Annotated in this window: 17 protein-coding genes; 8 read left to right on the top strand and 9 right to left on the bottom strand. The window is 71.8% G+C overall.

Annotated features, from left to right (window positions below; translation table 11 throughout):
- Positions 1 to 16 precede the first annotated feature (16 nt).
- The 6 genes from P3T35_RS12495 (at position 17) to P3T35_RS12470 (ending at position 6,997) form a co-directional block, all read left to right on the top strand.
- Positions 17 to 1,687 (top strand): class I tRNA ligase family protein, encoded by a 1,671-nt coding sequence (locus tag P3T35_RS12495; protein ID WP_280705891.1) that lies wholly within the window; start codon positions 17 to 19, stop codon positions 1,685 to 1,687.
- Positions 1,684 to 2,934, top strand: coding sequence for an ATP-grasp domain-containing protein (locus tag P3T35_RS12490; RefSeq protein WP_101379351.1), 1,251 nt, complete (start codon positions 1,684 to 1,686; stop codon positions 2,932 to 2,934). The genes P3T35_RS12495 and P3T35_RS12490 overlap by 4 nt, the downstream gene beginning before the upstream one ends.
- Positions 2,931 to 3,428, top strand: a complete 498-nt coding sequence (locus P3T35_RS12485) for a hypothetical protein (RefSeq protein ID WP_280705888.1) — start codon at positions 2,931 to 2,933, stop codon at positions 3,426 to 3,428. The genes P3T35_RS12490 and P3T35_RS12485 overlap by 4 nt, the downstream gene beginning before the upstream one ends.
- Positions 3,421 to 4,590: a hypothetical protein gene (locus tag P3T35_RS12480; protein ID WP_143676752.1), complete on the top strand. Its 1,170-nt coding sequence runs from the start codon at positions 3,421 to 3,423 to the stop codon at positions 4,588 to 4,590. The genes P3T35_RS12485 and P3T35_RS12480 overlap by 8 nt, the downstream gene beginning before the upstream one ends.
- Positions 4,591 to 4,657: 67 nt before the next feature.
- Positions 4,658 to 5,524 (top strand): dimethylargininase, encoded by an 867-nt coding sequence (gene ddaH / locus P3T35_RS12475; RefSeq protein ID WP_101379349.1) that lies wholly within the window; start codon positions 4,658 to 4,660, stop codon positions 5,522 to 5,524.
- 102 nt (positions 5,525 to 5,626) lie between these two features.
- Positions 5,627 to 6,997, top strand: coding sequence for a hypothetical protein (locus P3T35_RS12470; protein ID WP_101379348.1), 1,371 nt, complete (start codon positions 5,627 to 5,629; stop codon positions 6,995 to 6,997).
- Between the two features lie 76 nt (positions 6,998 to 7,073).
- On the opposite strand, the gene P3T35_RS12465 is transcribed toward P3T35_RS12470, so the two are convergent.
- A complete protein-coding gene (locus P3T35_RS12465; protein WP_101379347.1) occupies positions 7,074 to 8,411 on the bottom strand; it encodes a DUF2254 domain-containing protein in 1,338 nt (445 codons plus the stop codon).
- 37 nt (positions 8,412 to 8,448) lie between these two features.
- A complete protein-coding gene (locus P3T35_RS12460) occupies positions 8,449 to 8,928 on the bottom strand; it encodes a MarR family transcriptional regulator (RefSeq protein ID WP_101379346.1) in 480 nt (159 codons plus the stop codon).
- 133 nt (positions 8,929 to 9,061) lie between these two features.
- On the opposite strand from P3T35_RS12460, the gene P3T35_RS12455 reads away from it, so the two are divergent.
- Positions 9,062 to 9,475, top strand: a complete 414-nt coding sequence (locus tag P3T35_RS12455; RefSeq protein WP_101379345.1) for an organic hydroperoxide resistance protein — start codon at positions 9,062 to 9,064, stop codon at positions 9,473 to 9,475.
- A 114-nt stretch (positions 9,476 to 9,589) separates the two neighbouring features.
- Here the strand turns inward: P3T35_RS12455 and P3T35_RS12450 are convergent, their stop codons facing one another.
- The 6 genes from P3T35_RS12450 to P3T35_RS12425 form a co-directional block, all read right to left on the bottom strand.
- Entirely contained in the window at positions 9,590 to 10,414 is an 825-nt protein-coding gene (locus tag P3T35_RS12450) for an SAM-dependent methyltransferase (RefSeq protein WP_101379344.1), read from the bottom strand.
- A gap of 175 nt (positions 10,415 to 10,589) precedes the next feature.
- A complete protein-coding gene (locus P3T35_RS12445) occupies positions 10,590 to 11,774 on the bottom strand; it encodes an MFS transporter (protein WP_280705882.1) in 1,185 nt (394 codons plus the stop codon).
- On the bottom strand, positions 11,771 to 13,228 hold the full coding sequence (locus tag P3T35_RS12440) for a GMC family oxidoreductase (protein ID WP_101379342.1): 1,458 nt from the start codon (positions 13,226 to 13,228) through the stop codon (positions 11,771 to 11,773). The genes P3T35_RS12445 and P3T35_RS12440 overlap by 4 nt, the downstream gene beginning before the upstream one ends.
- The gene (locus P3T35_RS12435; RefSeq protein WP_101379341.1) at positions 13,225 to 13,608 is read right to left on the bottom strand and encodes a hypothetical protein; all 384 of its coding nucleotides are present in this window, start codon (positions 13,606 to 13,608) and stop codon (positions 13,225 to 13,227) included. Before P3T35_RS12435 ends, P3T35_RS12440 begins: the two co-directional genes overlap by 4 nt.
- The gene (locus P3T35_RS12430; RefSeq protein WP_280705879.1) at positions 13,605 to 15,050 is read right to left on the bottom strand and encodes an aspartate aminotransferase family protein; all 1,446 of its coding nucleotides are present in this window, start codon (positions 15,048 to 15,050) and stop codon (positions 13,605 to 13,607) included. Before P3T35_RS12430 ends, P3T35_RS12435 begins: the two co-directional genes overlap by 4 nt.
- Positions 15,043 to 16,467, bottom strand: a complete 1,425-nt coding sequence (locus tag P3T35_RS12425; protein ID WP_218976645.1) for an NAD(P)/FAD-dependent oxidoreductase — start codon at positions 16,465 to 16,467, stop codon at positions 15,043 to 15,045. Before P3T35_RS12425 ends, P3T35_RS12430 begins: the two co-directional genes overlap by 8 nt.
- Here P3T35_RS12425 and P3T35_RS12420 point away from each other — a divergent pair.
- Positions 16,460 to 16,591 (top strand): hypothetical protein, encoded by a 132-nt coding sequence (locus P3T35_RS12420; protein ID WP_280705874.1) that lies wholly within the window; start codon positions 16,460 to 16,462, stop codon positions 16,589 to 16,591. The two genes, P3T35_RS12425 and P3T35_RS12420, sit on opposite strands and share 8 nt — an antisense overlap.
- Here the strand turns inward: P3T35_RS12420 and P3T35_RS12415 are convergent.
- A complete protein-coding gene (locus tag P3T35_RS12415) occupies positions 16,581 to 17,540 on the bottom strand; it encodes a glycosyltransferase family 2 protein (protein ID WP_101379340.1) in 960 nt (319 codons plus the stop codon). The genes P3T35_RS12420 and P3T35_RS12415 overlap by 11 nt on opposite strands.
- Positions 17,541 to 18,160 lie beyond the last annotated feature (620 nt).

Here is an 18,160-nt window from a genome sequence, read left to right as displayed (position 1 = left end):
AGGTACCGAGGGGGCAGTGAGCGACGATGCAGTGACCCGTCCGAGGATCCTGATCGCGGCCACCCCGACGCCCAACGGCGACCTGCACGTGGGCCATCTGGCCGGTCCCTACCTGGTCGGCGACATCTACGCCCGCTACCTGCGGGCCGCCGGCACCCCGGTCACCTGGACCACCATCACCGACGACAGCCAGACCTACGTGGTGGCCAGCGCCGCCCGCAAGGGCACCAGCCCGGCCCGACTGGCGGCCGGCGCCACCGCCGCCATCGAGCGCACGCTGCGCGGGGTGGCCATCGAACTCACCAGCGGCACCGAGCAGTTGCTGCCGCCGGTGGACGCCCGGTACCGCGAGGCGGTGACCGAGTTCGTCACCGCGCTGCACGCCGCCGGCCGGCTGCGGGAGCGCACCGTGCGGCTGCCGTACGCCGAGCGGTCCGGGCAGCACCTCTACGACGGCCTGCTCACCGGCGGCTGCCCGGCCTGCGGCGCCGGTAGCAACGGCGGCGCCTGCGAGGACTGCGGCACGCCCAACAACTACGACGAACTACGGGACCCGCGCAGCACGTTGGACCCGCAGGAGCCGGTGTCCATCCGCGAGGAGCGGATCCTGGTGCTGCCGATGGAGGAGTACCGTGCCGAGCTGGAGGCGCACTTCGCCGAGGTCACGCCGCGCTGGCGGCCGCACCCCAAGCAGCTGATCGAGCAGCTGCTGTCGCGGCCGCTGCCGGACATCCCGGTCACCGTGCCGGGCCGCTGGGGCGTGCCGGCGCCGTTCGCCCCGACAGCGGGGCAGATCGTCTACCCGTGGGTGGAGGCGATGGCGGCCTCCATGTATGCCACCTGGTGGGCCAACGGGCAGGACCCGGCGCTGCCCTACGACCACCACTGGCGGGCCGAGCAGGGCGCTGAGCTGGTGTTCCTGCACGGCTTCGACAACACCTACCACTGGGGCCTGCTCGACCTGGTGCTGCTGCTGGCGCACGGCGACCGCTACATCCGGCCCAGTGCCAACGTGGTCAACGAGTTCTACGAGCTGGAGCACGCCAAGTTCTCGACCAGCCGCAACCACCTGATCCGCGGCACCGAGCTGATCGAGGAGGGCGTGCCGCGCGATGTGCTGCGCTTCTACCTGGCGCTCACGCTGCCCGAGCGGGCCCGCACCAACTTCACCCGGGCCGGGCTCGCACTTCTGACGGACCGTCGGCTCATCGCACCATGGCGCGAGCTGGGCGATGCGCTGGATGCCGCGCTGGCCGGGCACGACGGCGCTCCGCTGCCGGTCTCCGCGGCGGCCCAGGCCCGGGTGGCGGCACTCGCCGCCGATCTGCGAGGCAGCTTCGAGCCGGGCGCGTTCAGCGTGGCACGGGCCGCCGCACGGCTCGCCGAGCACCTGGCCGAGCTGCGCGAGCAGGCCGCCGCGGGGACCGAGCCCGGCGACCTGCTGGCCGGGCTGCGGGCGTTGCTCGCCTGGTCCGCGCCGATCCTGGTGGACACCGCCGAGACGGCCCGGGCGGCCGGCATCGACCTCGCCCTGACCGCCGGCCCGGTCTCCGACAAGATCGTACCGTTCCGGTTGCCCCGGCTGCCGGTCGGTCCAACCGGCGCTGTTGTCACGCCAATCGAGGCGTCAGTTAAGGCTAAGGCGTCAGTAGAGTCGCCAGTTGAGGAGAAGGACGACCGCTCATGAAGCTGCTCGCCATCGAGAGCTCCCAGAACAAGGAGTACTACAAGTCGCGCTACCAGCAGGTGGTCGACCTGGGCGTGGACCTCTACGTCCTCAACGGCGAAGGCGATCCGGAGTTCTGGCCGGCCGACCGCTACCGGATCGCGGGCAGCCGGGAGGCGGCCAAGCTGGTCGAGCTCGCCGAGGACTGGCACGGCAGCGAGCGGTTCGACGGCGTGCTCACCTTCAACGAGGCGGGCGTGATCGCCGCCGCCGTGGTCGCCGACGCGCTCGGCCTGCCCGGCATCGGAGTGGAGACGGCCAAGGCCAGCCGCAACAAGTACCTGATGCGGCAGGCACATGAGCGTGGCCAGGCGGCTCACCCGCGGTTCCGCTACGTCACCTCCGCCGACGAGGCGCAGGCCGCGGCCGCCGAGTTCGGCTACCCGGTGATCATCAAGCCGACCCTGGGCGCGGCCAGCAACTTCGTCTTCAAGGCCGACAGTGCCGAGGAGTTGGCCGAGCGCTACCAGCAGGCCAGCGAGGGCCTGGGCGGCATGTACTGGTCCCACGCCGAGGTGGCCGGGCTCGACCTGGGCCCGGACGGCCTGCTGGTGGAATCCTTCCTGGACGGCCGGGAGTTCCTGATCGAGGCGCTGGCCTGGGACGACGAGGTCTACCTCGGCTCGGTGGTGGACCGGATCACCCTGGAGGGCGCGACCTTCGACGATGACGTGCACCACGCGCCGACCTCGATGAGCGCCGAGGACCTGGCGGCCGTCCACGAGGTGGTCAAGGCCGGTCTGCATGCCCAGGGCCTGCGCCGCAGCGTCGCGCACGCCGAGGTCCGGTTCCACCAGGGCAAGCCGTACCTGCTGGAGATCGCGGCCCGGGTGGGCGGCGGCGGGCTGGACGAGATCGCCCGGCTGACCGCCGGCTACGACCCGATCATGGCCGTCGTCGACGTGGCGCGCGGCGTCAAGCCCGTGGTGCGGCACTACCAGCCGACCGGCACCCACATCACCGCGATGTGCCTGATCAGCGAGGAGAGCGGCACCATTCGGGAGATCCGGGTGCCCGAGGAGGTCAGCTCCTCCGACCAGGTCTTCCTGCTGAAGCTGACTGCCCGGCCGGGTGACGTCAACCTCCGCCCACCACACGGCAATTCGATCCTCGGTTTCCTCGGAACCACCGGTACGTCGTACCAGGAGGCGATGGACACCATGACCGACTTCGCCGACCGGATCAAGGCCACGGTGGAGCCGAAATGAGCGATCGGGAACCTGCCGGCAACGCCGAGCCGAGCGGCCAGGAGGCCGCCGTCGACGCCGAGGCGACCGGCCAGGAGCTCGCCATCAAGGTCGAGGTGAGCGGCCGGGAGCTCGCCGTCAACTATGACGGCCGGCGGTTCCGGCCGGTCAGCGAGGACCCCGAGGAGGCCGGCCGGTCGGCGCTCTACCGTCAGCAGGGCGATCTGCTCTGGGGCGAGTTCAGCGGCGGCGACACCCGCCGGGGCGTGCTCAACGGCGTCTGCCGGGCGGACGGCATCCTGGAGTTCGCGTACTCCATGGTCAAAGCCGACGGTCAAGTGGTCATCGGCCGCTGCCAGTCCGAGCCGACCACCCTCCCGGACGGCCGGATCCGGCTGCACGAGGTGTGGGAGCGCTACGGGGCGCACGCCGCCAGCGGCGTCTCGTACCTGGAGGAAGTGCCCTTCCCGCGGCAGCGGACCGGTGACGCGGGCCCGCCAGCGTCCGATGCCTGAGCTGATCGAGGCCGTCCAGCAGGCGGTGGCGGCCGGCGAGGCACCGGCCGCCGACGTCCGGCTGGCGCTCGCCCAGAGCACCGACACCGACCTGCTCGCCGCCGCCGGGCGAGCCCTCGCCGGGCTGCGCGACCCGGGCGGCGAGCTGCGCCCGGTCCGGTTGCTGCTGCTGGCCGACTGCCCGGCGGGGCCGTTCCCGGACCTGCTGCGGGCCGTGCTGGTGGCCGCCGGCGCCCGGCCCGAGCCGGCCGAGCCGACCGAACGGGCCGAGTCGGCCGAGTCGCCCGCCGGCCGGTTCGACGCCGGGTTCGACGCCGGACTCGCCGAGGCCGGCGCCGAGTTGGTGGTGGGCCTGGTCGACGAGCGCTACTTCCTGCCGGACCGGTTCGACCTGACCGATCCGGCCCCGCTCGGCCCGCACCTGGCCGACCGGCTGGACCGGCTGGCCGGGCTCGCCGAGGCCGCCTTGGCCGGCGGCACCGGCACCCTGGTGCTGCACACCGTCCCGCTGCCCCGGCGGCTGCGGGACACCGTGGTCGGCCTGCGCGCCCGCGGCGGGCTCACCCGCCACTGGCAGCGGCTGAACGCCGGACTGCTCGACCTGGCCGAGGCCGATGGTCGGATCGAGGTGATCGACCTGGCCGGACTGCTGGCCACCGCTCCCACCGCGGCCCGCTCCGGCGCCACCGGCTGGACCGACGCGGCGCTGCTGCTGCTGGCCCAGGAGGTCCGCCGGGTCGCCCAGACCCGGCTCGGCCTCTCCCGCCGACTGCTCGCGCTCGGCCCGGAGGCCTCCCACTGGCCGGTGGAACTCGGCCGCTGCGTCAAGAGATTGGCCGAGCAGGGGATCCACCTGGTGCCCACCGACCACCACACTCCCGACCCGGTGGAACGGGTGCTCAGCGAGCGCCCCGAAGTCCTGATCAACGCCGCCGCGTTCTCCCGGCGGGTCGTCAACTGGGCGCCCAAGGCCGGGAATCTGCGTCGCAGTGCGGAGTCCCTGGGCCTGGGGGCCGATGCCCTGGTCTTCCTGACCGAGTCGGACTTCGAACGCGGCCATGTCGCAGCCGAGTTGCCCGAGGTGGCGGTGGTCGACAGCGGCGGCGACCCGGCCCGGCTGGTCGACGAGCTGCTCGGCCACGGCTGGTTCGACCTGCTCTGACCCTCAGCCCGCGACCCCTCGGTTCGCCACCCCTCACGCCTCCACTCCGACCGTAAGGATCACCGCCATGCCCGTCACCGAGGTCATCAACCCCCAGCCGGCACCGCAGCCCGCAGCGCCCCGGACCGCCCGGCCGCGCCGGCTGCTGATGTGCCGTCCGAACCACTACGACGTGTACTACTCGATCAACCCCTGGATGCACCCCGAGAAGCCGGTCGACACCGGCCTGGCGGTGCTGCAGTGGGAGCGGCTGCGCGAGCTGTACATGTCGCTGGGTCACACCGTCGAGGTGATCGACTCGCTGCCCGGCCTGCCCGACATGGTGTTCGCCGCCAACGGCGCCACCGTGGTGGACGGCAAGGTGCTGGCCGCCCGGTTCCGGCACATGGAGCGCACCGCCGAAGGCCCCGGCTACCTGGCCTGGTTCCAGCGCAACGGCTACCAGGACGTGCTGTGGCCGGAGTTCATCAACGAGGGCGAGGGCGACTACCTGCCGGTCGGGCGCCGGATCCTGGCCGGCACCGGTTTCCGCACCGACCAGCGCTCGCACTACGAGGCGCAGGAGTTCTTCGGCCTGCCGGTCACCAGCCTGACCCTGGTCAACCCCCGCCACTACCACCTGGACACCGCCCTCTCGGTGCTTTCCGACACCGAAATCATGTACTGGCCCGAGGCGTTCACCCCGGGCAGCCAGGCCGTGCTGCGCGAGCTCTACCCGAACGCGGTGCTGGCCACCGCCGACGACGCCGCCGTCTTCGGCCTCAACGCCTTCAGCGACGGCTACAACGTGCTGCTCCCGCAGGCGGCTTCCGGCCTGAGCGAGCAGCTCAAGGCGCGCGGCTTCAACCCGATCGGCGTCGACCTGTCCGAACTGCTGCTGGCCGGCGGCAGCGTCAAGTGCTGCACCCTCGAACTGCGCGACCGCGACTCCTGAGAGCTCCCGAGAGCACCCGAGAACTCCCGAGAACTCCCGAGAGCACCCGAGAACTCCCGAGCCGCTGGGATCTTCTGAGAACTCCTGAGATAGGAACCGATGATGACCGACCGTGTGAGCCTCACGGAGGACTACCTGAAGCGGGTCAAGGCCTCCGGCGCCACGGCCCGTGAGCTGATCGGGCGGATGCCCGAGTCCAAGCAGCTGACCACCTTCTACGGCAATGACTTCCTCTCCCGCCCGCTCTTCCTCGGCCACCGGGAGAAGGTCCGCCTGGAGAACGACATGCGGGTCTGGCACGACGCGGTCGAGAGCCTGCCGGACCGCCTCTTCGACGGCGACCTGGCCGCCTTCGCCCGCGCGGTCGGGATGACCGAGGTGCAGGTCTCGGCGGTGCTGACGGGCCGCGGTGAGCGGATGACCCGGCAGTCCCGGGCCGACCTCTACTGCACCGAGGACGGCGACTTCAAGATGCTGGAGTGCAACCTGGGCAGCGCGCTGGGCGGCATGGACAACGGCGACATGGCCGCCGCCCTGCTGGAGCACCCGCTGCTCGCCGAGTTCGCCGCCGAGCACCGGCTCGGCTACGTGGACACCACCGAGGTGCAGGTGGCCAACACCCTGCTGGAGTCCGGCTACGCCCGCACCGACAAGCCGGTGGTGGCGCTGGCCGACTGGCCGACCAGCTACCAGACCCTGGAGTCCTACAACCGGCTGCTCTGCGAGCGCTGGGGCCGGTACGGGCTGGAGGCCTACGCCTGCCACATCGGCGAGTTGGAGGTCCGGGACCGCCGGGTCTGGCTGGACGGCCGCCCGATCGACCTGGTCGTGCGCTGCTTCATGATCGAGGACATCCTGGAGTCGCCCGAGGCGCCCGCCCTGATGGGCCCGGTGCTGGAGGCCGCCGAGGCCGGCTGGGTGCGGATCTTCACCCCGATGGAGACCGAGGCCTTCACCAGCAAGGGCGCCCTGGCGATGCTCTCCGACGAGCGCAACCGGCACCTGTTCTCCGCCGCCGAGTTGGAGAGCCTGGACCGGCTGCTGCCGTGGACCCGGATGGTCCGCGACGACAAGGTGACCCTGGAGGACGGCTCCCGGACTGACCTGCTCGGCTACGCCCTGGACCACCGCGAGTCGCTGGCCCTCAAGCCGACCCTGTCGTACGGCGGTCGCGGAGTGGTGCTGGGCTGGGACCAGAAGGTCACCGCCGCACAGTGGGAGCAGGAGGTCCGTTCGGCGCTGGACGGCCCGTACCTGCTGCAGCGCCGGGTGGACCCGGCCATCGAGTACTTCCTCGACCCGCGGGGGGAGTGGGCGCCGTGGCTGGTCTCCTGGGGGGTGTTCAACGGGGTGGACGGCTTCGGCGGGTGCCTGGCCCGGGCCGTGCCGGTCTCCTCGGGCATCGGCATCATCAACGTCAGCGGCGGGGCGCTGGCCTCCTCGCTGTTCTACGAGCTGCCGCCGGAGAACTGAGCCGCCGGCTGAGCCGCCGGCTGAGCCGCCGGCCGAGTTGCTGGCCGAGTCGCCGGCTGAGACGCCGGCCGGGCCGTCAGCCGAGCTCGTCGTGCACCGCCAGCACCATCAGGTAGTGGCGGTGCACGGCCTCGCGGTCGGCCGGTTCGGTGACCGAGTCAGTGTTCAGGCGGTCGATCATCTCGGCCTGGTCGAGCAGCACCGGGCGCTGCTCGGCGGCCACGGTCGCGTGCATGATCTCGGCCAGCGCGTCCAGTTGGCGGATCAGCACGGCCGGCATCCCGCTCGCGGCCTGCCGGATCTTCTCGAAGGAGCGCTCCACCAGCCGTTCGTAGCTCACCGGTTGGGCGATCACCCGGATCCGTCCGTCGTCGTCCCGGTGCACCGGGTTGGGCTGCCACTGGACGGCGATCCGGCACAGCCCCTCACCCAGCCAGTCGACGCAGGTGAGTGCGGTGAAGGTGTCGTTGACGGCGGTGGAGAGGGCGCGGATGGCGATCTCCACCAACTGGTCGACGGCGAAGGCCATGTCCTGGGCCAGGGTGCGCGAGGGGCCGGTGAGGTGCGCCCGGGCGAAGCTGCGGGCCAGGGCGGGGGCGGCCTCGGCGGGCCAGACGGTGGCCAGCTGGTGCCCCTGCACCAGGAAGTGGCCGGGGCGGTGGTCCAGCCGGATCACCGCGTCCAGCTCCTGGGCGATCCGCACCAGGCTGCGGTGCCGGACGAACTGCAGATAGCCGCTGGCCGGGGCCGGGACCGGGGCGCCGGCCGCGTCCAGCCGCGCGTTCAGCTCGTCCGCCGACGGCCCGCGGGTCACCGAGCCGGCCCACTCCGGCTCCCCGGCGCCCGCCTCGATGGCCTGGGAGAGCTCAGCCGCGATGCCGGCGATCACCTGGGGCAGCTGGATGGAGACCGCGATGTGATGGATGAAGTAGATCAGCACTGCCAGGTCGGCCAGCACCAGCACCATGCAGACCGTGATCGACAGGTGCGGCACGAAGTCGCCGTGCGAGGCCGGCCCGATCGAGATCAGCGCCAGCATCGCGTAGACGAAGGTGCCCACGAAGGTGCCCAGGGTCAGCTGGGTGGTGCGGTCCCGGATGAAGACGCGCAGCATCCGCGGCCCGAACTGGGTGGACGCCAGGGTGAGCGTCACGATCATGATCGAGAAGACCACGCCCACTACGGTGATCAGCGCGGCGGCGATGGCCGCCAGGATCTGCCGGGCCGCGTCGGCGGTGCCGCTGATCACCCAGGGCGGCAGCGTCAGCGAACCCCGGTAGGCGGCGCGGTCCAGCCACCAGGTGACGAAGAACAGCGCGGCGGCGAACAGCACCTCCAGGATCGGCACCAGCCACAGGTTGGTCCGCAGCGCCTCCCGGCGCCACTGCGACTCCAGGTGCACCCGGTTGATCATCCTTCCAGCGTAGGCAGTGGCGCTGGTGATCGCAGGCTCAGCCGCAGGCGGCGGGGGAGTCGGGCAGCTCGGCGGTGTCCAGGGCGGCGGTCAGCTTGTTGATCCGGTCGCGCAGCTGGGCGACCTCGGCCACGTCCAGGCCGGTGGCGGCGGCGATCCGGCGCGGCAGTCGGGCGGCCTGCTCGCGCAGCGCGGCGCCGGTGGCGGTGGGCCGCACGGTGACCGAGCGCTCGTCCACGGCGCTGCGCTCCCGGCGCACCAGCCCGTTCGCCTCCAGCCGCTTGAGTAGCGGCGACAGCGTGCCGGAGTCGAGCCGGAGCTGCTCGCCGATCTGCTTGACGCCCAGCTCGCCGTGCTCCCAGAGCACCAGCATCACCAGGTACTGCGGGTAGGTCAGGCCGAGCTCGGAGAGGACGTCGCGGTAGAGCGCGTTGAAAGCGCGGGAGGCGGCGTGCAGGGCGAAGCAGATCTGGTTGTCCAGGCGCAGCCAGCTGTCGTCCACCAGGTCCTCGGTCATGGGTTCAGCGTACCAATGCGGGCCAATTAGTTGCGCACAACTGAATTGTGTGATGCCATTCTGGTGACACGAACGCACGACTCGACCCCTCGACTCGATCCGACTCGATCCGACGAAGAAGGACGGTTACCCCATGACCGCGCTGTACACCGCCGTCGCCACCGCCACCCACGGCCGTGAGGGCCGCGCCGTCAGCTCGGACGGCCTGCTGGACGTCCAGCTGGCGCTGCCCGTCGCGCTCGGCGGCAACGGCCAGGGCACCAACCCCGAGCAGCTCTTCGCCGCCGGCTACGCCGCCTGCTTCGCCAGCGCCCTCGGCCTGGTCGGCCGGGAGGCCAAGGTGGACACCTCCGAGGCCGCCGTCACCGCGGAGGTCGGCATTGGCAAGGACGACACCGGCTTCGGCCTGTCCGTCGTGCTGCGCGTCGAGCTGCCCGACGCCATCGACCAGGCCACCGGCCGCGCCTTGGTGGAGCAGGCGCACCAGGTCTGCCCGTACTCCAAGGCGACCCGCGGCAACATCGCGGTGGAGCTCGTCATCGAGTAACCGGCTTGACCTGACGGGCTGTCAGGTACTGTCGAACGCGAACCGCCCGGGTGCGAGAGCTGTGCTCGTACCCGGGCGGTTCGGTGTCTGGGGCTGGGTTGCGGGTCCGCCGCGCTACGGCTTGCGGGCCACCGCCGCCGCGGCCAGCCGCAGCACCGGGTTGTCGCTCAGTGCGGGAGTGTCGGCGTCGGGGCGCCACTCGGACACCGTGACCACGCCGGGGTCGACCAGCTCCAGGCCGTCCAGGAACGCCGCCACATGCTCCGGCGAACGGAACTGGGCCCGCCCGACGCCCTGGCGCAGCACCGCCTCGGCGGCCGCCGCCTCGGGGTCGTCCCCGGCGGCCAGCAGGTGGTGCACGAAGACGTAGCTGCCGGACGGCAGCGCGTCCACCAACTCCCGCAGCAGGCGCGCCGGTTCCTCCTCGTCCAGGACGTAGTGCAGGATCCCGCAGAGCAGCAGGCCGACCGGCTGCTCGAAGTCGATGTGCGCGCGCAGCCCCGGATCGGCCAGCAGCTCGGCGGGCCCCCGCAGATCGCCCTCGACCACGACGGTCCGCTGGTTGTCGGCCAGCAGCGCCCGCGCGTGGGACAGCACGATCGGGTCGTTGTCGACGTACACCACCCGGGTCTCGGGGGCCGCCGACTGCGCGATCCGGTGCACGTTGTCGGCGGTCGGCAGGCCCGAGCCGATGTCCACCAGCTGCCGAAGCCCCGCATCGGCCACCAGATGCCGCACCACCCGCCGCAGCACCGCCCGCTGCGCCCGCACCCCGAGGTGCACTTCCGGCAGCATCTCCTCGATCCGCCGGCCCAGCTCGCGGTCCGACGGGAAGTTGTCCTTGCCGCCGAGCAGGTAGTCGTAGACGCGCGCGATGTTGGGTGCGGGGGCCTCGACGCCCGGGGGCTGCCAGGTGGCGGGGGTCTGCTGCTCGGGCACGTCACTCTCCGTTCCGGTCGCACAGACGCGGCGAACCGGGTCTCGCCGCGCGGTCCATGCGGTCCACGCGCCGAAATGATCTCCGATCAGACGTCCGCTGGCAACGGCCGGGTCGATCGCTCGGCGCGGCTGGGTCGGTTGCTCGGCACGGCCAGGCCGCGCCGAGCAACTCCCGTCAGTCCGCCCGGGTCGTCCGGGTCGCCCGGACCAGCCAGGCCGTCGCGGCCAGGCAGAGCGCCGACACCACGCTCAGCACCACCGGCACCGCCCGGATCCCCGACCACTCGATCGCCTTGCCGAGCGCCGGGCCCGCCGCCACCCCGCCCACCATCGAGGCGGCGATCACCAGCGCCCCGGCCCGCTGAGCCCGCGGCGCCGCCCGGTTCAGCCAGGGCAGGCCGGTCGGAAAGATCGGGGCGATGAACAGGCCGACCCCGGCGTAGGCGTAGGGCGCGGCCGGACGCACCGTGGCCAGCAGCAGGCAGACCGTCATCCCGGCGCAGGACACCGCGATGATCGCCTGCGCCGAGAAGCGCAGTGCCAGCGGCGCGACCAGGAACCGACCCAGCGTCAGCATCAGCCAGTAGACCGAGGTGGCGGTGGCCGCCAGGCCGGTCGCATAGCCGATGGTCTCCAGATGGGTCGGCTCCCAGCCGCCCACGCCCGCCTCGATGCCCACGTGCAGCACATAGAGCAGCACGAAGACGCCCAGCACCGCGGCCAGGCTGCGGCCGCGGGCATCAGCCGGGCCGGGCGCCTCGGCGGCCCGCTCGGTCTCGCCCACCCCGCGCAGGCAGAGCGCCAAGGGCAGGCAGGCCACCGCGAACACCAGGAAGACCACCGGATAGTGGCGCACCCCCACCGCGCCCACCAGCACCGGGCCGAGGATCGCGCCGATCCCGAAATGCGCGTTGAGGATGTTGAGCATCGCCGTGGAGCGCTGTCCGAAGCCGACCGCGAACAGCCGGTTGAGGCCGTAGTCGATCCCGCCGAAGCCCAACCCGGCCAGCAGCGCGGCGCCCAGCGCGGGCGGCCAGGACGGCGCCAGCGCGAACCCCGCCGCGCCGAGCGCCATCAGCAGGTGCGAGGCGGCCAGCACCCGGCGGTTGCTGATCCGCCCGTACACCCGGTCGAAGAGCAGCACCCCGGCCACCCCGCCCACGAAGTGCGCGCTCAAGGCCAGCCCCGCCGCCGACGGGGAGAGTCCGAACTTGGGCCGCAGCCCCGGGATGGCCGGCCCGTAGAACGCCTGCAGCGCGCCGATCAGCACGAAGGCCGCGCATGAGGCCACCACGGCGGTGCGGCTGAAGACCCCGGTGCTGCCGGCCAATGGGCGCTCCACTGCCACTGCTTCGGTCACATGCTCTCCAGATGGCGGCCCACGATCTCATGGGCGAAGGACATGATGGTTCCCTGCGGACTGATGCCGGAGGCTCCCGGCAGCACGCTCGCGTCACACAGGTGGAGATTGGCCAGGCCGTGCGGCCGACCGCGATCGTCACAGACACCGCCGCGCTCCGGTAGCGCCATCCGGCAGCTGGCCATGCCGTGGACCGAGACCAACTCCCAGTCCCCGGGCTTCACTTCGGCACAGAACCGGTCCACCTCGGCGGCGCTGCGCAGGGCCGGAGCCGAACTGCTGGGCGGCAGCAGCTCGATGGCCCCCGCGGCGAACAGCAGCCGCGCGGTGCGACGGAACGCCAGCCGCAGCGCATGGTGGTCGGCCCGGGTCAGCCCGTGCCGCAGCAGCGGTGCGCCGCCCACCGCCCCGAGCAGCGCGGCCGACCCCTGCATCCGCACCTGGGTGGTGTACATCCCCAGGTGATCCCACTGCTCCAGCAGCGAGTTGACGGTCTTCGGGGCGCGTCCGGCGAGCGCCGCGCCCAGCCCGCCCCGGGTCAGATTGGACGGCATCATCAGCAGGCCGAGGTCGGAGAACTCCTGCACCTGGGCGGTGAACATGGTGCCGTGGTGGGCCTTTACCGGTTGTCGGAACCGGGCCACCGTCCGCAGGTTGAGGTGCAGCGCCAACTGCCGTCCCGCCGTGCGCCGGTGGATCCCGCTGCGGCGCAGCAGCACCGGCGTGCCGATCGGGCCGGCGGCCAGGAAGACGGTGCGCGGGCGGTAGCGCACGGCCCGCCCGTCGGCGGCGGTGGCCTCCACAGCGACCACCCGGCCACCGGTGTGGACGATCCGGCGCACCCGCACCCCCGCCTCGATCACCGCGCCGGCGGCCTCGGCGCGCGGCAGATAACTGAGCGCCATGCTCTGCTTGGCACCGCTCGGGCAGCCCGTGGCGCACTGGTTGCGGTGCCGGCACCCCGATACCACGCGCTGCGGATGCTGCCAGCGCCAGCCCAACTGCTCAGCGGCACCGGCCAGTAGCCGGGAGTCCGCGTTGCCGTCGCCGTGCTGCTGGACGATCATGCCGAGCCGCCGGGCCACCTCGGCGAAGTGCGGGGCCAGGGCGGCCTGCCGGTAGCCGCCGTAACCGGTTGCGGCGGCCCAGCGATCCAGCAGCGCGGCCGACGGCTCCCAGAGCAGACCACCGTTGACCACCGTGGTGCCACCTACACAACTCGCCTCGCCATAGGCGATGGTGGGGGTGCCGAAGATCGCGGTGGCGCCCGCGTTGCGGTAGAGCCGGCGCATCGAGTCGGCCGGGGCGGTGGCGGCCAACTCGGCGGTGGAGACCCGCGGTCCCTCCTCCAGCACGGTCACCGACCGCCCCGCGCGGGCGAGTTCCAACGCGGCGACCGAGCCGCCCGCGCCCGAGCCGACCACCAGGGCGTCGCAGTCGATCAGGTCGCTCATCGGGCGTCCCCGGTGAGTACCCGCACGGCCGGGCGCTCGGCGGGCACCGTGCCGTCCAGCGCGCCGTACAGCGCGAGCGCGGTGGTCGCGCGCAGCACCTCGGCATATACGGGGACCCGGCGCAGCCTTGCCATGGTCTGACTGATCGTCAACTCATCAGCAGTTCTGGGGTCTCGGTGCGCGATCAGGCGGAAGGCGAGCGGGAAGAGCCGCAGTGCGGCGGCCACCGTCCAGCGGTAGCCGGCCGGCATCCGGGCCACGCTCAGTGCCGTGTGCCGCACCGCCCGGTCGCCGGCCGCGGTGGGCCGCAGCGCCTCGAACTCGGCCGCCCAGCAGACCGGTAGCCCCGAACCGCGCAGGGTGGTGGCGAGCCGGCTCATCCGGTCGCCTTCTCCCGCACCAGACCGGCCAGCAGTCGGACCGGCCCCTGGTCCAGCACCTCGTCCAGCGCGTTCAGGAAGAGCTCCGCCTCATCCGCCCCGGCCACCAGCGGCGGCGAGACGATCAGCGCGATCAGCCGGTTGGAGCCGAAGAATGTGAGGATGCCGTGGTCCCGGTAGAGGGCCGCGATCACCGCAGCGGTGAGCAGTTTGGACAGCGCCTGCGGATCCTTGGCGGCGGTGGTCGGCAGCATCGAACGCAGCGCGTCGGGCAGCTTGGGGCCGGGGTTGAGGAAGACCCCGTGCAGCGCGCCGCGCCCCTTGACGTCGTGCACCAGCCGCGGGTGCCGGGCCGCGAGCTTCGCCAGCCCGGTGCCGAGCAGCTCGCCCAACTCCTGGGCCCGGCCCGGGAAGTCCTCCTCCACCGCGACGGCGACCGCCTCCAGCGCGGTGGCCGTCTCCTCGCCGAAGCCGTAGTAGGTGGTGCTGTGCAGGGTCGCGTCCGACAGGTTGTCGTAGGCGGCCCGGAAGATCGGCTCGCGTGCGATGTAGCCGGAGATCGAGGCCTTGCCGCCGCCGAAGGACTTGGAGGTGGTCACGATGTCCGGGACCAGGCCCGGGTGGTGCATGAAGTGGAAGAGCGCACCCGTCTTGCCCCAGCCGGTGTACACCTCGTCGAAGATCAGCACGATGTCGCGCTCGGTGCAGATCCGCCGCACCTCGCGCAGGAACCCCGCCGAGCACTCCCGCAGGCTGGAGGCGCTGAACGGCTCCAACAGCACGGCGTAGACGTCGCTTTCGCCGTCGGAGGCCGTGTGCCGGTCCAGTGCGAGCAGGAACGACGCCAGGTCGTCGTAGCCGAAGCGGTCGGTGCCGGGGATCTGCGGGTACGGGAAGTGCAACTCGGGCGAGGCAGTCAGGCTGGCCGCGCCCAACAGCTTGCCGTGGAAGGCGATATCGCTGTGCAGCACCGTGCCGCGCCGCCCCTGGTGGTACTTGTAGGCCAGCTTGACCGCGCCCTCCACCGCCTCGGCACCGGAGTTGGGGAAGTAGCTGACGGTCAGGTCACCGGGCAGCAGCGCGGCCAGATTGTGGCCGAGCGCCGCCACGTAGGGCGAGAGGTAGTTCTTGTGCACCTCCATCCGCCGGGACTGCTGGAACCGCTGCCGGGCCCGCAGGATCCTGGGGTGGTTGTGGCCGTGGCTCAGCACCCCGACGCCGCCGGTGAAGTCCAGGATCCGCCGCCCGTCCCGCAGCTGGATCCAGCAGCCCTCGGCATGGTCCACCAGATCGCGGCCGAAGCCGAAGGAACCGATCAGCGAGACCTGGCTGCGGCTGACGTGGCGCCGGTAGAGCTCGTGGACCTGGTCGGTGGTCAACTGCTCGGCCTGGTCGATGGTGATGAGCCGGCCGTCGGTCGGCTCGGGTACGAGTTCAGCCACGGGAACTCCCGGTAGCGAGGGGCTGCGCGGTCGGTGCGGGCCGGCGGTCGGCGATCAGCCGGCCGACCCGGCGGCCGTCCCGGACGGCGTAGTTGATGCCCCGGTCCTCCGGGAACACCTGCGCCATGCCGGCCAGGTAGAGGCCGCCGACCGCCGACTCCACGGCGGGCATGGTCCGGGTGTAGTGCGGGGTGATCACCGGCTGGGCGTAATCGGCCCGCCAGACGTGGTAGCGCTCCACCCAGGAGCGGTCGAACCCGGGGAACATCCGCTGGATATGCGGCAGGCTGTACTCGAATACCTCCTCGTCGGTCATCGTGTACAGCGCGGCGTCGGTCGGCAGGTACTTGGAGAGGTAGACGATGTGCCGGCCGCCGTAGCGCTCCGGCCGGTCCAGGTTGGTGTGCTCGATCACGCCGACATAGGGGAAGCTCGGGTCGTTCACGTTGAGCCAGTAGGTGTCGGAGAGCCGGCGGCTGTTCTCCAGCACCAGGCAGACGTTGCCCAGGTAGTCCACCGCCCGCCAGCGGCGCAGCAGTTCGGGCAGAGCCGGGTGGCCGTGGGCCTCCGGCCGGTCGAGCAGTTCAGCGGCGGCCTGCGGGGCGCAGGTCAGCAGCACCTGGCGGGCCGGGTGGAACGTGCCGCCCGCCAGCACGCCTTGCACGCCGTGGCCCGCCAGGACGCCCGGTACGCCGCCGTGCGCCAGCCGCACCGCCTCGACGGCCTGCCCGGTGCGGAACTCCACGCCCAGCGCCTCCAGATGGCTGCGGAACGCGGACAGCAGGGCCTCGCAGCCGCCCTTGAGGTAGTAGAGCGTCTCCTTGCCGGCCTTGGTCCGGCTGCCGCCGCGCAGATGGAGCTTGGTCCACATCCAGGTGGCGCCCACCTGGTCGGCGTACTTGCCGAACTTGCCCTCCAGCAGCGGGCGCCAGACCACCTCGTAGACCCGCCGGCCGCCCAGTGAGATCAACCACTCCTCGGCGGTTCGTGACTCCAACTCCCGCCAGTGCTTCACCCGTTGGGCGCGCAGGGTCATGACGCCCAAGCGGATCCGGTCGGAGAGCGCGAGCGGGGCGAAGCGCAGCACGTCGAGCGGTGCCGAGAGCCGGTAGACGGAGTTGGCGTAGTAGACGCCGGTGCGGGTCTCGTGCGCCTCCAGCAGGTGCGAGATGCCCAGGCGGGCGCAGAGTTCCAGCATCTCGTGGTCGGAGGAGAACCAGTGGTGGTAGAAGCGGTCCAGCCGGTGCCCGTCGGCCTCGAAGGTGCCGGCCAGGCCGCCGATCTCGGGTGCGGCCTCGATGACCCGGCAGCGCAGGCCCTGGCCGGCCAGCTCCAGCGCGGCGGACAGGCCGGTGAAGCCGGCGCCGACGATGACCACGTCGACCGGGGGCCCGCTTTCCAGTGCTTCCGTGTTCACCGCTTCCGTGTTCACGGCGTCGGTGTTCACCGATTCCGTGTTCACCGATTCCGTGTTCACGGCGTCGGTGTTCACGGCTTCGGTGTTGATTCCTTCGGTACTCAAGGGGGTGTTCAAAGGGTGACCCTCTCGACGATGGGCAGCGGGCTCACGGCCCGGTCGAACCGTTCTTCGATGACATAGCCGGGGCGGTCCTGGACCTGCCGGAACACCGTGTGCAGGTACTCGCCGAGGATGCCGATGGCCAGCGCCTGGACGCCGAACTCGGCCGGACGCAGCAGCAGTCGGGCATCCCGGCGGACGACGGCCGTGGTTAGCCCGCCGGCCAGCGCGGCGGCCCCGAGACTGGTGGAGAGCCGCAGCGGCGCGATCGACCCGGACAGCAGTCCGCGGCGGGAGAGCGCGAGCATCCGCCGCAGGGTGTACTTGGACTCGCCGGCCACCCGCGGGGCGCGGTCGTACTCGATGCTGGTCTCCGTGAACCCGAACCAGCTGACGGCGCCGCGCAGATAGAGGTCCTTGTCGCGGATCCGGATCAGCTGGTCGACCACCTGACGGTCCATCAGGCGGAAGTCGCCGGTGTCCACGGCGGTCGGGTGGTCGGAGAGTGCGTTCAGCAGCCGGTAATAGGCGTAGGCGGTGGCCTTCTTGAAGGCGGTCTCGCCGTCCCGGCTGCGTCGGCGCGCGGAGACCACCGACCACCCTTCGCGCCAGCGCGCGGCCAACTCGGGGATCAGCTCGGGCGGATCCTGCAGATCGGCGTCGATCACCACGACGGCGTCGCCGACGGCCTCCCGCAAGCCGGCCAAACACGCTGCCTGGTGGCCGAAGTTGCGGCTGAAGCGCACGGCTCGGACGGTCGGGTCGCGGCGTGCCAGTGAGACCAGCAGCTCCCAGGTCCCGTCGGAACTGCCGTCGTCCACATAGATCTGTTCGCAGGTGTAGCCGGTCATGCTGCGCAGGGTCGCGGCGAGCCGGGCGTGGGTCTGGTGCAGGGCCCCCGTTTCGTTGAAGCAGGGGATCACGATGCTGAGCGTCGGCGGTCTCTCGTCGAAGACTCGTGTCTTCGGCACGGCTCACCTCTCAATGGGATCGGTGGGCGGTGACGGCCCGCTCCCGGGGCGCACCGCACGCCGCCCCGCGGGCAGGCCGGCCGGCTCCGCGTGGGAGCGCGGCGGCAGGCCGCCGCCGGGGCGATGTGGTGTGCGGTAGGGGAGTGGGCGTCCTGGACTTCGAACAGGCAGGTCTGCTCTAGGCGACCGACCGGGCCTCGCGGACTTCGATGTCCGTCGGCCGGGGAAGATCTCAACGCGTCTGTACAATTTCACATTGTCTGAGTGTCCGTCAACGTTGGAATCTGATCGACTGGTTCCGGTCGCAGTGGGTCGAGATTCGGCGAGTGCTGTGGTTTCCGCTTGACGGGTCGGCGACCATCGCGATCTGGCCGCCTCGGAAGACCCAAACTCATCACAATCAAACAGGTTCGAACATGCTTGTGATCTTCACCTGGCCACCACGAGCCGGGCATGGCGGCCGCCTGATCACCATGACGCGGGGCAGGATGGTGACGCGTCATCGGGACGGGTGCGCCAGGGTGCTTCGGCGGGTGGCGGGCCCGGCACCGGACCGCCCCGACCTCAGGAGCTGCGCCTTGGACGTCACCCCGCCCAGCCGTGCCACCGGCGACGCCTCC

The organism is Kitasatospora sp. GP30 (genome assembly GCF_029892145.1).
Lineage (GTDB): Bacteria > Actinomycetota > Actinomycetes > Streptomycetales > Streptomycetaceae > Kitasatospora > Kitasatospora acidiphila.
This window is presented reverse-complemented; position numbering and strand designations above follow the sequence as displayed.

Bases quoted from the DNA above. Each gene is read 5' to 3' on its own strand.
- P3T35_RS12465 (WP_101379347.1), bottom strand. From the start codon at position 8,411: ATGATCAACCGGGTGCACCTGGAGTCGCAGTGGCGCCGGGAGGCGCTG.
- P3T35_RS12470 (WP_101379348.1), top strand. From the start codon at position 5,627: ATGACCGACCGTGTGAGCCTCACGGAGGACTACCTGAAGCGGGTCAAG.
- P3T35_RS12455 (WP_101379345.1), top strand. From the start codon at position 9,062: ATGACCGCGCTGTACACCGCCGTCGCCACCGCCACCCACGGCCGTGAG.
- P3T35_RS12485 (WP_280705888.1), top strand. From the start codon at position 2,931: ATGAGCGATCGGGAACCTGCCGGCAACGCCGAGCCGAGCGGCCAGGAG.
- P3T35_RS12440 (WP_101379342.1), bottom strand. From the start codon at position 13,228: ATGAGCGACCTGATCGACTGCGACGCCCTGGTGGTCGGCTCGGGCGCG.
- P3T35_RS12490 (WP_101379351.1), top strand. From the start codon at position 1,684: ATGAAGCTGCTCGCCATCGAGAGCTCCCAGAACAAGGAGTACTACAAG.
- P3T35_RS12435 (WP_101379341.1), bottom strand. From the start codon at position 13,608: ATGAGCCGGCTCGCCACCACCCTGCGCGGTTCGGGGCTACCGGTCTGC.
- P3T35_RS12480 (WP_143676752.1), top strand. From the start codon at position 3,421: ATGCCTGAGCTGATCGAGGCCGTCCAGCAGGCGGTGGCGGCCGGCGAG.
- ddaH (WP_101379349.1), top strand. From the start codon at position 4,658: ATGCCCGTCACCGAGGTCATCAACCCCCAGCCGGCACCGCAGCCCGCA.
- P3T35_RS12460 (WP_101379346.1), bottom strand. From the start codon at position 8,928: ATGACCGAGGACCTGGTGGACGACAGCTGGCTGCGCCTGGACAACCAG.